General features: G+C 71.5%; 8 protein-coding genes. 5 read left to right on the forward strand and 3 right to left on the reverse strand.

Features of this window, described 5'->3' with window-relative positions; genetic code table 11:
* Positions 1 to 24: 24 nt before the first annotated feature.
* A complete protein-coding gene (locus ACGFWJ_RS18125) occupies positions 25 to 2,730 on the reverse strand; it encodes a glycosyl hydrolase (protein ID WP_392950514.1) in 2,706 nt (901 codons plus the stop codon).
* A gap of 486 nt (positions 2,731 to 3,216) precedes the next feature.
* On the opposite strand from ACGFWJ_RS18125, the gene ACGFWJ_RS18130 reads away from it, so the two are divergent.
* The 4 genes from ACGFWJ_RS18130 (at position 3,217) to ACGFWJ_RS18145 (ending at position 10,558) form a co-directional block, all read left to right on the forward strand.
* Entirely contained in the window at positions 3,217 to 4,584 is a 1,368-nt protein-coding gene (locus tag ACGFWJ_RS18130; protein WP_392950517.1) for a DUF1254 domain-containing protein, read from the forward strand.
* A gap of 274 nt (positions 4,585 to 4,858) precedes the next feature.
* Positions 4,859 to 7,504 (forward strand): glycosyl hydrolase, encoded by a 2,646-nt coding sequence (locus ACGFWJ_RS18135; RefSeq protein WP_392950571.1) that lies wholly within the window; start codon positions 4,859 to 4,861, stop codon positions 7,502 to 7,504.
* Between the two features lie 157 nt (positions 7,505 to 7,661).
* A complete protein-coding gene (locus tag ACGFWJ_RS18140) occupies positions 7,662 to 9,503 on the forward strand; it encodes a glycoside hydrolase family 15 protein (RefSeq protein WP_392950519.1) in 1,842 nt (613 codons plus the stop codon).
* A gap of 29 nt (positions 9,504 to 9,532) precedes the next feature.
* Positions 9,533 to 10,558 (forward strand): alcohol dehydrogenase catalytic domain-containing protein, encoded by a 1,026-nt coding sequence (locus ACGFWJ_RS18145; protein WP_392950522.1) that lies wholly within the window; start codon positions 9,533 to 9,535, stop codon positions 10,556 to 10,558.
* Positions 10,559 to 10,572: 14 nt separating this feature from the next.
* Here the strand turns inward: ACGFWJ_RS18145 and ACGFWJ_RS18150 are convergent, their stop codons facing one another.
* Entirely contained in the window at positions 10,573 to 12,591 is a 2,019-nt protein-coding gene (locus tag ACGFWJ_RS18150) for an HAD-IIB family hydrolase (RefSeq protein ID WP_392950525.1), read from the reverse strand.
* Between the two features lie 91 nt (positions 12,592 to 12,682).
* The gene (locus ACGFWJ_RS18155) at positions 12,683 to 13,606 is read right to left on the reverse strand and encodes a carbohydrate kinase family protein (RefSeq protein WP_392950528.1); all 924 of its coding nucleotides are present in this window, start codon (positions 13,604 to 13,606) and stop codon (positions 12,683 to 12,685) included.
* Positions 13,607 to 13,752: 146 nt separating this feature from the next.
* Here ACGFWJ_RS18155 and ACGFWJ_RS18160 point away from each other — a divergent pair, with 146 nt between their 5' ends.
* Entirely contained in the window at positions 13,753 to 14,484 is a 732-nt protein-coding gene (locus ACGFWJ_RS18160; protein WP_387636047.1) for an SDR family NAD(P)-dependent oxidoreductase, read from the forward strand.
* The last annotated feature ends 112 nt before the right edge of the window (positions 14,485 to 14,596 follow it).

Raw genomic sequence — 14,596 nt, forward strand, 5'->3', positions numbered from 1 at the left:
GGCCGGGCAGCGGTGGTGCGGGGGTCAGTGCTGGTTGTTGTCGTCACCCTGGTTGTCGTCGTCGCTCAGCGAGCGCGGGTCGATCGACCAGATGCCGCGCCCGAAGGTGGCGGCGTACAGGCGCCCGTCCGGGCCGGTCTTGAGCTGCTGGACCGAGGTGGTGGGCAGGCCCTTGCCGAGCACCTTCCAGTTCTTCTCGCCGGGCGCGCGGTAGAACGCGGCGAGGTCGGTGCCGAGCACCAGCGCGCCGTCCGGCAGGATCTTCACCGAGGTGGCCGGGACGTCGGGCAGGTTGGCCGAGACGTCGGTCCAGGTGGCGCCGCCGTCACGGGTCTCGAAGAGGTGGCCGATGCCCGCGCCGGGGCCCTCGGTCCAGGTCCGGGAGAAGCCGTTGAAGGCGACGAAGACGTGCTGGGCGTCCTTCTGGTCCACCCCGAAGGAGCTGATGTAACGGTTCGGCAGGGTGCCGTCGACCGGCAGGTTCAGCTGGTGCCAGCCGGTGCCGTCGGTCTTGCCGACCGCGATGCCGCGGCTGAAGCCCTGGTTGTTGCAGGGGCCGCACCAGCCCGCGTACACGGTGCCGTCGACGGTGGCCACGGCGGTGGCGAGGTGCCCGGCGCCCAGGTCGTAGGCGTTGCTCCACTCGCTGCCGCTGCGGATCGCGTAGCCCTTGTTCTGCACCCAGACGTGCCGGCCGCCGGCGATCCAGGTGTCGCCGTTCTTCGGGTCACTGGTGATCGGCGCGATGAAGCGGGCGCCGGCGCCGCCGAGCTTCTGGTCGGGCGGGGCGACCTCGTAGGAGGTGGCCTTGCTCGGGTCGTCCAGGGCGGCGCCGTTGTTGACGGCGCAGTTCTGGGTGACCCACATGTCGAGGTAGACGTACTCCTCGGCGATGTTGCAGCCGTTGTTCGGGTCGACCAGGGTGTCGGCGCCGTCGCCGCCGAAGTTGGAGCCCATCACCTTGTCGCCCGCGCGCAGGATGGACTCGCCGTTGTCCTGGAGGCCGCCGGAGACGATGACGCCCTTTCCGGAGCGGTCCGCCGGGTCCTTGCCGATGCCGACCGAGTAGTACTGGAGGGTGTCGATGGTGCCGTCCGCCAGCGACTTCCAGTCCGTGGCGTGCCCGGAGGCGTCGGCCGCGCCGGCGACCGGGCGGCTGTAGACGCCGCCGTCGTTGCCGACGTACACGCTGGGCTTGCCGTGGTACGAGCCGATGGCGACGGCGTGCTGGTCGGAGTGGGTGGTCGGCGAGCAGTCACCGGTCTGCTTGCTCGGGTCAATGCTCCAGCAGGAGAACGGGAAGTTCCAGTACGGGCCGGGGACGGTCCAGCTGGCGCCGCCGTTCTTGGTCTCCAGCACCTCCTCCAGACCCGCGTACACGTGGTCGGGGTCGACCGGGTCGACCTGGAGGAACTGGTTGTACCAGGACTGGATGCCCGGCTGGTAGCCCTCGTCCTGCAGCGCCGAACCGGAGTCCTTGAGCTTGTCCTTGTCCGCGATCTGCGTCCACGGGCCGTACGGGGAACCGGACTTGGAGACGTAGATGCCCTTGAGGCCGGAGTCCGGGTCGGTGCTGGTGAGCAGCGGCGACTGGTCGATCGCGTAGTAGCGCGAGCCGTCCGCCGAACGCGCGAAGGTCACGTTGCCGACGTTCGCCGCGTCCGTCGGCAGCTCGCCGAGCGAACCGACGCGCTGCCAGCTGCCGTCCGCGGCCTTGCTGTAGAAGCCGTTGTAGGTGTCGCCGCCGCGCCAGCCGATCGCCAGGACGACCTTGGACGGGTCCTTGGGGTCGATCGCGATGTCGTTGGCGATGTTCTTGTACGGCGCGGCCGGGTCCTTGGCCTTCGAACCGCCCGGCAGGTAGTCCGGGTTGGGTGCGAACTCCAGCTTCCACGGGCCGGACAGGTCGGTGCTGGAGTGGCTCCACACACCGCGGCTGGTGGCCGCCCACACCTTGCCGCCGCCGAAGCGCAGCGCGTGGATGACGGTCGACTCCAGCTCGGGGCCGCCGACCCGGTTGCGGGGCTCGAACCGGCCGTGCTGCGGGTCGGCGAGCAGGTACACGCCGGTGCCCACGTACGAGGTGGCGCCGGTGTTGGACTCGCCGGTGGCGTACCAGAGCCGCCCGCGCTCGTCGAGGTCCAGCGTGCCGGTCGACAGCGTGGGCAGCTTGTCGGCGATCGGCTCCCAGTTGCCGCCGCCCGTGCGGGAGCGGAACACGCCGCCGTTGGCGCCGCCCGCGTACACGTAGCCGTCGTCGTCGGCGGCGATGCCGGTGATCCGGCCCGTCACGTACCCCGAACCGCCACTGGAGTTGGAGTTGATGTCGCGGTAGCGCGGGTCGTCCGAGTTGTACGGCTTGTTGGTGACGTGGTTCCAGGAACCGCCGGTGTGCGGCAGCGACTGGAGCTGCGCCCAGGCCGCGCCGTACGCACCCGGGGCGATGACGCCCGGGGCGGTGCGGGCCTCGGTGTACTGGGCGACGCCCTCGGCGGAGTTCTCCGCCTCGTCCGCGCCGTCGTCCCCGCCGGCCTCGGCCGCCGCGAACGCGGACCGGCCGGTGACCTTGCCCTGCACCTTCGCGGCATGCTGCTTGCCGCCCTTGGCGAGTTGCTGTGCCTGACGCGGGAGCTCCTTGGTCGGAGCCGGTGCCGCGAGCGCCTGCGAGGTGGTCAGGCCGAGCGCGGTCAGGGCGACGGCGGGCAGCAGCAGCCGTCGGCGTTGCCTCATGGGCACGATGGTGTCCTTCCCGGACGGGTGGGGGTGCGTGTGCGCAGAGCGAAGCTTCGCGGTTCGGCGGGTCGCTGGGAAGGGACTGGAGGCAATGAATGGTTAAAACCCGAACCGTGGACGGGAGTTGAGCGGGCGGCGGTCGGTTCGGGGCGCGGCGCTCCGCACTCCGCCCGGGCCGCGACCGGACAGCGCCGGATTCGGCCACGGAGCCCGAACCCTGCGCCGGCGGGCGGCCGGGAGGGGCGGGTCGGGGGTGGCCCGGCGCTGCGAGCAGGGGGCTTGCCGCCGCCGGGTGCCGGGTGGCCGCGGATCCGAGGTCCTCGCGGGCTGCGACTGGTGTGACTGAGGTGATTGGCGAGATGAATCGGAATCAAATCGTCCGATTGTGAGGGATCTTCACAACGGCTTGTTCTCGCGCTGTGGCGGTCCGGCACCGGCCACTAGCGTCGCTGCTCGAACACACCGGGGGAGAGGACGGACGACATGACGACACCGACCACCAACGAGCAGGACCCGCTGGCCGGGGCGACGGACCTCTACGTCTTCGGCTACGCGCTGATCATGATGGAGCTGACCCGCCGGCTCCAGACCAACACCGAGCAGGTGAACGCGACCCAGGCGCCGGTCAACCAGTTCTGCCAGTACACCTCGCCGCCCACTCCCGAGATGAAGGACGTGGTCCGGCCCAACGTCGACACCCTCTACACCCAGGCCTGGATCGACCTGGCGGACGGGCCGATGGTGCTGACGGTGCCGCAGATGGACGACCGCTACTGGCTGATGCAGCTGATGGACGCCTGGTCCAACACCAGCGAGGACTCGCCCAGCAGCATCACGCCGCTCACCGCCACCAGCACCGACCCCGTGCAGGACATCCCGGTCTACGCCTACGCGCTGACCGGCCCCGGCTGGGAGGGCGAGATCCCCGCCGGCATCAAGCAGGTGACGTTCCCGACCGACACCCTCTGGCTGATCGGCCGCATCGAGCTGCACAACCTCAGCCCGGACGAGGTGCAGACCGTCGTCGGTTACCAGAACCAGATGCGACTGATGCCGCTGAGCGCCTGGACCGACGGCGGCACCTGGGCGGCCCCGGACGGCCACTACGACCCGAACGTGCCCACCACCCCGCCGTCCGAGCTGATCACCCAGTTCAGCGGCACCGAGTTCTTCGCCGAGCTGTCCGCCCTGCTCGAGCACACCCCCCTGGACCCGCCGGACGACAAGACCTCCGCGCTGCTCGCCGACCTCGGCGTCCACCCGCGCGACGAGAGCCGGCTGCCCGACGCCGCCACCCTCGACGCCGCCAAGGGCGCGGCGCTGCCGGCCATCACCAACCACCAGGGGGCCCCGTTCATCAACGGGTGGAAGTTCGCCAAGACCAACATCGGCACCTACGGCACCGACTACCTGCAGCGCGCCAACATCGCCATGTTCGGCCTCGGCGCCAACCTGCCGCAGGACGCGCTCTACCCCAGCACCTTCAACACCTCCACCGATGCCGACGGCACGCCGATCGCCTACACCGTCACCTTCCCCGAGGGCCAGCTGCCGCCGGTGGACGCCTTCTGGTCGCTGACCGCCTACGACGCGTCGAGCTTCCTGGTCGACAACAACGAAAACATCTACGCGATCGGCCACTTCGCGCCCCCGCTGGCCAACGCCGACGGCTCGACCACCCTCTACGTGCAGGCCGAAGAGCCCGCCGACCCCGAGATGGCGACGGCCAACTGGCTGCCCATCCCGACCGCCGGCAACTTCTCCGTCACCCTGCGCCTGTACGCCCCCGTGACCGACGAGATCCTCCCCGACTGGCCGCCGGCGCTCACCCCGGTGCAGCCGCAGGACTGACCCAGCCCTCCCCCCCCAGCCGGTTCCCGCTTCCCCGAACCGGCACCCCTCGCCCGCCGTGCCCCCGCACGGCGGGCACTCCCATATTCTGATACCCCGTCAACTCCAATGCCCTGTACCGGTTTTTAAGCGCCGCTTAGGCGCATGCTCTTTACCCGGACGGTGTGAACCGGAAAGCTGCGACTGGTTCCGCCGGGTGGCGCGATCGCGCGGCCCGGACCACTTCTGGGGAGGACACCGCATCGTGCCGAACGGGAAGAGACGACGGCTGCTGATGTGCGCCGTCACCATCACGGCGCTCGGACTGACCACCTCGCAGGCGATCGCAGCGCCCGCGGGGCCCAAGCCGCAGCCCTGGCCGGTCCGCCAGATGGCCGAACTCGGCCAGCAGCACGCGCAGCAGGTCAAGGCCCGGACGTCCGCCGCCCTCGCGGGCGGCGAGGACCCGGGCGACGAGGCGGAGAACTCCGCCGAGGCCACCGAGCAGTTCACCGAGGCCCGCACCGCGCCCGGCCTGGTCGCGCCGGGCGCGTACAGCGCGGCCTGGGCGCAGCTCCGGTCGCTGCCGCACACCGGCGGGTCCTGGGGCCACGTCACCGACAAGCCGTACAACTCCGACGACCCGCGCTACCGCGACATCGACTCCAACTCCGGTGCCGGGTCCGGTTTTGTCACCGGCCGGGTCACCGGCATCGCCGCCGACGACGGCGGCTACGTGTACGCGGGCGGCGCCAACGGCGGCGTGTACCGTTCCCGGACGGGCGGCGGCCACTGGCAGGCGATCTCGGACAAGCTGCCGTCGCTGTCCACCGGCGCGCTGAGCCTCGACGGTTCCGGCCGGCTCTGGTACGCCACCGGCGAGGCGAACACCGGTGGCACCGCGTACGTGGGCACCGGCGTGTACGTCCTCGCGGACCCGAAGCGCGGCGAGTTCCAGCCCCGCGACCGGATCGGCGGCACCGAGCTGGAGTCGACCGTCATCCACGCCCTGCGCTTCAACGGCGACAAGGTGTGGGCGGCCACCAGCCGGGGCGTGTGGACGCACTCCACCACCGACCTGTCCGGCCCGTGGAAGCTGGAGTTCGCGCCCAACCCGACGTTCCTGCCGGGCGGCGCCGACTCCAAGGTGCCCAACGCCCCGTACAAGAACATCGCCAACGACATCGCCTTCGACCCGAAGGACCCGTCGAAGGTGGTGCTGGCGTTCGGCTGGCGCAGCGGTGACGCCTACAACGGCTTCTACAGCAAGGCCGCGGACGGCAGTTGGCAGCGGCTGAGCTCGCTCGGCGATCTGCCGACCGATGCCGCGGACGTCGGCAACGTCACCTTCGAACGGTCCAAGGACGGCTCGCGCTACTACGCGATCGACGAGTCGCCGACCAAGCTGGCCGGCGATCCGGACACCAACCTGCAGGGCGTGTACGTCTCCAAGTCCGGTTCGCCGCTGGGCCCGTGGACCCTCGTCGCGGACTCGGACAAGCTCAAGGGCTCCGGCTCCGCGCAGCAGGACGACAACTACCACCCGGGCATCCAGTCCTGGTACAACCAGTTCCTCCAGGTCGACCCGAACGACGCCGACCACGTCTACCTGGGCCTCGAAGAGGTCTACGAGAGCCGCAACGGCGGCACCGACTGGACCACCCCCGGCCCGTACTGGAACTTCTACTTCCCGTGCTGGAACATCGACCCGGCCAAGCGGACCTGCTCGACGACCCCGCACTCCGACCAGCACGCCATCGCCCTCGGCAGCTACCGGGGCAGGACCTCCGTGTACGTCGGCAACGACGGCGGCATCTACGGCCGCCCGCTGAACGGCAAGGCCGACCCGTCCGGCCACGCCACCGACTGGACGTCCCTCAACGACGGCTCCATGGACACCCTCCAGTACTACTCGGTGGGCATCGGCAAGGACCCGGCGGACCGCTCCGGCAAGGGCGTCGTCGTCTCCGGCGGCCTCCAGGACAACGGCCAGTCGATCCTGCGGGCCCGCGACAAGGCGATGGGCTCGAACTTCGGCGGCGACGGCGGCGACACCATCGTCGACCCGAACAACGGCTGCAACATCGTCGCGGAGTACGCGTACGCCGAGCTGCGGTCCACTCAGAACTGCGCCGTCAACGACGGCTCCTGGCAGGACGACCCGTCCAAGGCCACCAGCTACGAGATCGCCCCGCCGGACCACGACACCCACGCCGCCCGGTTCATCGCGCCGATGACCACCGACGCGAAGAACCCCGACACCTGGGTGACCGGCGGCCGGCACGTCTGGGTGCAGAACAAGGGCTTCGCGATCCGCAGCGGCGAGGAGTGGAACAGCGCCTACGACCTCGGCGCCGGGCACTACGCCACCGCCGTCGCCGCCTCCGGCGGCACCGTGTACGCCGGCTGGTGCGGTCCCTGCAACAACCAGGGCTTCACCCGCGGCATCGCGGTCGGGAACGCCGACGGCACCGGCTGGCACCAGCTGAACCTGCCCGTGGACGGCACCCTGCCCAACCGGTACGTCTCCTCGTTCGCCGTCGACCTGGCGAACGCGAAGCACGTGCTGGTCGCGTTCAGCGGCTTCTCCCGGGCGTGGAGCGAGGGCCCCGGCGCGGGCTACGGCCACGTCTTCGACAGCCTTGACGGCGGCGCCACCTGGACGGACGTCTCGGCGAACCTGCCCGACGTCCCGACCAACTCGCTGCGCCTGCTGCCGAACGGCGGCCTCGCGCTCGGCACCGACCTGGCCGCGTTCTACCGCGCGCCCGGCGAGAAGAACTGGAAGGTGATCGGCGACGGCCTGCCCACCACCACGGTGATGCAGCTCAGGACCGGCCCCGACGGCCGGCTCTACGCCGCCACCCACGGCCGCGGCATCTGGTCCATCGACCCCGACCGCTTCGGCCGCGTCCACCGCGAGGACGACGACCGGCAGTGACCTCGGCACGCCGGTGCCCGGCCCCGCTCACCCGGGCGGACGCCGGGCACCGGCGTTCTGCGGTCCACGGTCCGCTTCGGCGCTCCGGCGGCATGCGATCTAGCATGAACTGGAAGGTTCGGCTCGATGCCCCGCACCATTCAGGTGAGGAGGCCGTATGGGACGGCCAGGCAGTACTGGCGGATTCGGAGACCTCGGCGGTTATCGGTACCTGCCGATCTCCGAACACGGACTGATCGGCGACCTGCGCACCGCCGCGCTGGTGGCGACGGACGGCACCATCGACTGGTACTGCTGTCCGCGCTTCGACGCCCCGAGCATGTTCGCGTCCGTGCTGGACGCGGACCGCGGCGGCCGCTTCGAACTGGCCGCGGACACGCCGGCCCGCACCCGGCAGTTCTACTTCCCCGACACCAACGTCCTGATCACGCGGTTCTTCGCGGCCGACGGGGTGGCGGAGATCCAGGACTTCATGCCCGTGGTGGACGAGTCCCGCGAGGCGGACCGGCACCGGCTGATCCGGCGGGTGATCTCCGTCCGCGGCACGCTGCCGTTCCGGGCGAAGGTCGCGCCGCGGTTCGGCTACGGGACGCAGGAGCACACCGTCGAGCTCGAGGCCGGCCACGCGGTGTTCCGCTCGCCCGATCTGGACATCGCGCTGACCGCCACCGTGCCGGTCGAGACCGACGGGCGGGACGTGTGGGCGCACTTCAAGCTGCTGGAGGGCGAGTCCGCGGTGTTCGTACTCGACCGGGTCAGCGAGGAGATCGGCCCGCGCGCCTGCCCCAACCGGGAGGCCGAGCAGCAGTTCGAGGCCACCGTCCGGTTCTGGCGCAACTGGCTGTCCCGCTCGCGCTACCACGGCCGGTGGCGGGAGATGGTGCACCGCTCGGCGCTGCTGCTGAAACTGCTCACCTACGCGCCCACCGGCGCGATCATCGCCGCCCCGACCACCAGCCTGCCCGAGCAGATCGGCGGCGAACGCAACTGGGACTACCGCTACGTCTGGGTCCGCGACGCCGCGTTCTGCATCTACGCCATGCTCCGGCTGGGCTTCAGCTCGGAGGCCGAGGCGTTCATGGGCTTCATCTCCGAGTACGGCATCATGCGCGGCACCCGGGAGAGCGGCCCGCTCCAGATCATGTACGGCATCGACGGCCGCAGCGACCTGCCCGAGCAGGAACTGTCGCACCTGGAAGGCTACTCGGGCTCCGCGCCGGTCCGGGTCGGGAACGCGGCCACCGGGCAGCTCCAGCTGGACATCTACGGCGCGCTGATCGACTCCGTCTACCTGTACGACAAGTGGGGTCAGCCGATCAGCAGCGCGCACTGGGACGAGGTCGGCGCCGTGGTGGACTGGCTCTGCGACCACTGGGACCAGCCCGACGAGGGCGTCTGGGAGACCCGGGGCGGCCGGCGTGAATTCGTGTACTCGCGGCTGATGTGCTGGGTCGCCCTCGAACGGGCGATCCGGATGGCCAACCGGCGCGGCCTGCCCGCCGACCTGGCGCGCTGGCAACGGTCCCGCGACGCGATCTACCGGCAGATCATGACCCGCGGCTGGTCCGCCGAGCGCGGCGCGTTCGTCCAGGGCCTGGACGACAAGGTCCTCGACGCGTCGCTGCTGATGATGCCGATGGCCAAGTTCATCTCACCCACCGACCCCAAGTGGCTGTCCACCCTGGACGCGCTCACCGCCGACCTGGTCTCCGACTCCCTGGTGTACCGCTACGACCCGGAGTCCAGCCCCGACGGCCTGCGCGGCGCCGAAGGCACCTTCTCGATCTGCTCGTTCTGGTACGTCGAGGCACTGGCCCGGGCCGGCCGGCTGGAAGAGGCTCGGCTGGCGTTCGAGAAGATGCTCACCTACGCCAACCACGTCGGCCTGTTCGCCGAGGAGATCGGCCGCACCGGCGAGCAACTCGGCAACTTCCCACAGGCGTTCACCCACCTCTCGCTGATCAGCGCCGCCTTCAACCTGGACCGCGCGCTCGGCTGACCGCTCGTACCTCTGTTAGGAGTGCTGACATGGGCACCTACCGCGTCATGCAGGCCACCGCCCCCAACGGCCCGCTGGAGCCGGCCGAACGCGCGGTGCCACCGCCGGGCCCGGGCCACGTTCGCATCGCCGTCGAAGCGTGCGGGGTCTGCCACAGCGACGCGCTCTTCCTGAGCGGCGTGCTGCCGGGCGTGTCCTTCCCCGAAGTCCCCGGCCACGAAATCGCGGGCCGGATCGAGGAGTTGGGCGCGGGCGCCGACATCTTCGGCTGGCAGGTCGGGGACCGGGTGGCGGTCGGTTGGTTCGGCGGCAGCTGCGGCCACTGCCGGCAGTGCCGGGAGGGAGACTTCATCGTCTGCCCCAACCTCAAGGTCCCCGGCTGGGCGTACGACGGCGGATTCGCCGAGAAGGTGATCGCCCCCGTCGACGCCCTGGCCCGGATCCCCGCGAAGCTCGACGCGGCCGACGCCGCACCCATGTCCTGCGCGGGCGTGACGGTCTTCAACGGCATGCGACGCAGCTCCGCCCGGGCCGGCGACCTGGTCGCCGTACTCGGCCTCGGCGGCCTCGGACACCTCGGCGTGCAGTACGCCGCCGCGATGGGCTTCGAGACCGTGGCGATCGCCCGCGGCCACGAGAAAGCCGCCTTCGCCGAACAGCTCGGCGCCCACCACTACCTCGACAGCACCTCCGACACCCCCGTCGCCACCGCCCTCCAAGCCCTCGGCGGCGCCAAAGTCGTCCTTGCCACCGCCGCCAACGCCGAAGCCATGACCGCCACCGCCGACGGCCTCGCCCCCCGCGGCGAACTCGTCGTCATCGGCGCCGACACCGCCCCCCTCGGCATCACCCCCGCCCAACTCCTGATGGCCGGCCGCATCATCCGCGGCCACCCCTCCGGCACCGCCCAGGACGTGCAGGACACCATGGAGTTCAGCCTCCTGCACAACATCCGCCCCATGACCGAGACCGTCCCTCTCGACCAGGCCGAACAGGCATACCAGAAGATGCTCGACGGCCGCGCCCGCTTCCGGATGGTCCTCACCACCGCCTGACGGCGCCGAGGGGCTCAAGTGCGGTGCGGGGCCTGCCGGATGGCGTCGATGACGCGGTGGGCCCAGTCCACCGGGCGGTGGTGGCCGAGGAGGCCGGAGAGGGCCGTCATGCGGGTGCGGCGGTCGGTGGGGGTGGTGGTGAGGGCGTGGGCCAGTTGGGTGACCAGGTCCTCGGGGGAGTGCGGGTCGGTGAGGAGGGCGGCGGGGCCGAACTCCTCGGCGGCGCCCGCGTGGTGGGAGAGGACCAGGACGCCCGGGCGGGGGAGGGCGGCCTGGGCGGCGATGAACTCCTTGGCCGTCAGGTTCATTCCGTCCTGGAGCGACGTCACCCAGAAGACGTCCGCCGCCAGGTACTCGTCCACCACCTCGGCGAACGGGAGGCTGTGCGGGTGGTAGTCGATGGGCTGCCAACTGCCGTGCTGCCAGCGGGCGTTCACCTCGGCGATGCGGCTTTCGAGCTGGGTGCGGGTGGTGTCGTAGGCGGTGATGCCGGGTTCGGGCGGTGGGCAGATCAGGCGGAAGGTCAGTCGGCCGCGGAGCTCGGGGCGGGTGGCGAGCAGGCGGTCGAGTGCGTCGACCTTCTGGACGGGGGCCTTGGCGTAGTCGAGCCGTTCGACGGACAGCACCAGTTGGCCGGTCGGCGGGCGGGGCGCGGGGGTGCGGGTGCGGGCGAGTGCCTCGATGGCGGGGCGGTCGACGCCCAGCGGGTGGACGCCGGTGCGCGGCGGGGAAGGAAGAGCGCGGCGGAAGCGGGACGCGAAGCCGGCGGTGTGGAAGCCGGCCCAGTCGAGGCGGGTGAGGGAGGCGCGCAGTTCGGCGGCGACCGGAAGGGTGGCGAACACCTCGGGCGACGGGAACGGCGTGTGGTGGAACAGCCCGATGCGCAGGTCGGGGCGGGCGGCGCGGAGGAACCCGGGGACCAGCCAGAGGTTGTAGTCGTGCAGCCAGACCGTCGCACCGGGTGCGGCCAGAGCAGTGATGTGCTCGGCGAAGCGGGCGTTGACGGCGCGGTAGACGGCCCAGGCGTGAGGGTCGAAGACGGAGCGTCCCGGTTCGGACATCAGGACCGGCCAGAGGATCTCCTTGCACGCCCGGTGGACGAAGCCGCTCCACTGTTCGGGGCTCAGCGAGACCAGGAAAGGCTGATCGGGGGGTGGTGACGGAGCCGGCGCGGCAGCGACCCAGATGCCCGGTAAGCCGTCGGCGAAGGCGCTGCTCAGGGTGGGCAGGATGCCGTTGGGGCTGGCAGGCGGCCGGTCCTGCGGGGGCGGGCGGTGGTAGCCGACGACGAGCCCTTGGCGGCGCGGCGGCGAGGAGGGAGTCACCCAGCCGAGGGTCCGGAGGGCCGCCAGAATGCCCGCCGCGCCCGGCCGGTCGGGCCGGTGCACCAGCGGGTCGTCGCCGACGGCCGCGTCGAGCGCGGCTTCGGCGCCGCCCACGATCACCCCGTGGGTGCCGAGCCGGAACAGCGACAGGTCGTTGAGCGAGTCCCCGGCCACCAGGATCGACTCGGCGGGCCAGTTCAGCTTCTCGGCCAGCGCCCGGACCGCCCCGCCCTTGGACGCCTCCGGTGGCAGGACGTCGAAGTAGCGGTCCCCGGAGTAGATCCAGGTGAGGCCCAACTCTTGGACGGCTGAAAGGAGTTCGCCGGTGAGGCCGTCCGGCGTCAGGTAGTACGAGCAGCGGCCGTCCTGCGGTACCTCGCTCTGGTACTGGAGTGCGGGGAAGGCACTCAGCGCGGCGCGTACCCGGTGCGATCCCGGCCAGCCGGTGCGCAGCTGCCCCTGCAAGGGTTCGACGGGGGAGAAGTCGGTGCCGTCGAGGACGGTGGCGCCGACATCGGCGACGATCCAGCGCGGGCGCGGGACGAGGGGGTCGCGCAGGACGTCGCGGACCGAGTCCGGGCCGCGGCCGGTGGCGAAGACCACCGTCACTTCGGGGTGGCGGGCGAGTGCTTCGCGCAGCCGGAGCCGGTCGTCGGCGTCGCCGCCGAGCAAGGTGCCGTCCAGATCCGTGACCAGAATCCTCGACATCTGACGGACGCTAACACGACGGCCGGATGTGGTGAAGAGGTCACTTCGGGACACCGGGGCAACTCGGTGATCCGCATCGTAGTTGTGCGCCCTATTGGGCTCGGGGGAGCCGTTCCGGCCGGTTTTCGAGGTCGGCCGCGTGCAGGGCCGCACTGGAGCCCGGGGCGGTGACGGCGGCGGTGCCGCAGGTGGTGGCGATGGTCAGGCAGGTGGGGAGGTCGTGGCCGGACAGCAGGCCGTGGACGAGGCCCGCGTTGAAGCAGTCGCCGGCCGCGGTGGTGTCGACGGCGCGCACCGGTACGGCGGGGGCGTCGTGGCGCTTGCCGGACCGGAGCGCGACGGCACCGTCCGCGCCGCGCTTGACCACCAAGGTCGGTACCAGGGCGGCGAGTTCGGTGATCGCGTCGTCGAGGTCGGTGGCGCCGGTGAGGTGGAGGGCCTCGGCGGCGTTCGGGGTGAAGACGTCGACCTCGGCGAGGATGCGGCGCACCGCCGGGTCCGTCAGGGAGGCCGGGACGTCGTGGCAGTCCTGTACCACCAGCGTGCCGAGCTGTCGGGCGACCTCCAGGGCGGCCAATGTCGTTGAGTCCCAGTGGAGTTGGGGGAGCATCAGGACGCGCGGGCGGTACTGGCGCAGCAGCGGGACGAGCGGTGCGGGCGTCACCTGGTCCTGGTAGCTGACCATGGCCCGGTCGTCCGGGCCGGAGAGGGCGACGGTCAAGCTCCGTACGGGGGACGGGTGGTGGCGGAAGGCTCGCTCGTCCAGGCCCTCCGCGCGGGCCGCCGACAGGACCTCGGCGCTGAAGACGTCCGTCCCGAAGTCGACGCTCCACACCGCCGTGCGGCCGAGCCGGTGGACTGCCATGGCGAGGGTGTACGCGCCGCCGGGGACCAGGGCGAAGCCGTCGGCGAACACCTCGCCGCCCGGTTGGGCCGGGCGTGGCAGGCCGTGGAACACCAGATCCGCGAAGTAGGGCCCCGCGACCAGGACTTCACAGCTGCTGTCGCTCTCCATCGGAGGAGCATACGGGTGGCCGGGGAGCGGACGGGTGGGTTTCGGCCGCCGATCGGGGCGTCTTCGTCCGCCCACGGGCGGGTCCCCGTACAGGCGGCACGCAGCGCGGCAGCATCGCCATGTAGCCGAAAGCAGAGGGAGTGGACATGGCGGAGTGCATGGCGCTGGTGCTCGGGTCGTCCCGGGGGATCGGTGCGTCGACCGCGCGGGCGTTGAGCGCGCAGGGGCATCGGGTGGTGCTGCACGGCCGGGCGCCGAGTGCGGCGCTGGCGGGGCTGGGGAGTGAGCTGGGGGCGCCGACGGCGGCGTTCGATCTGGCGGACGGGGCGGCGGTGCGCCGGGGCGTGGCGGATCTGGTGGCGGAGCACGGGCTGCCGCAGGTGGTGGTGTACAGCGCGGGCGTGAACCGGGTGGTGCCGTTCGAGGACGCGTCGCGCGCGGATCTCGCGGAGGCGTTCGCCGTGAACGTGTGGGGCGCGGTGGGGGTGCTGCAGGAGGTGCTGCCGAAGATGGCCGCGCAGGGCGGCGGGGCGGTGGTGCTGGTGTCCTCGATCCGGGGTGTTGACGGCCTGGCCAGCGACCGCACGGTCTTCTACTCGATGGCGAAGGCCGCCCTGGGCAACCTGACGGTTTCGCTGGCCAAGCGTTTCGCTCCGGCGGTGCGGGTCAACGCGGTGGCGCCGGGGTTCACCGTCACCGACATGGTCGCGACCTGGGACGAGGGCACCTGGCGGCAGGCCCGCGGCAATCTGCTCGGCCGTCCCGCGGAGCCGGACGAGGTGGCGTCGGCGGTGGCGTTCCTGGCCTCGGACGCCGCGCGGCACATCACCGGCCAGACCCTGGTGGTCGACGGCGGGTATGGCCTGGCCGGTAAGTAGCGCGCAAGCGGTGTCACTCGAACGAGTGGCGGCGGGCCCAGCGGCGGGGCGCCGTCGGGCCCGCGGAAGCACCGTGAAGGCCGGTCCGACGGCCGGGCACCGCCCCCTTGGG

The sequence above is a fragment of the Kitasatospora sp. NPDC048407 genome (genome assembly GCF_043200475.1).
Classification (GTDB): Bacteria; Actinomycetota; Actinomycetes; order Streptomycetales; family Streptomycetaceae; genus Kitasatospora.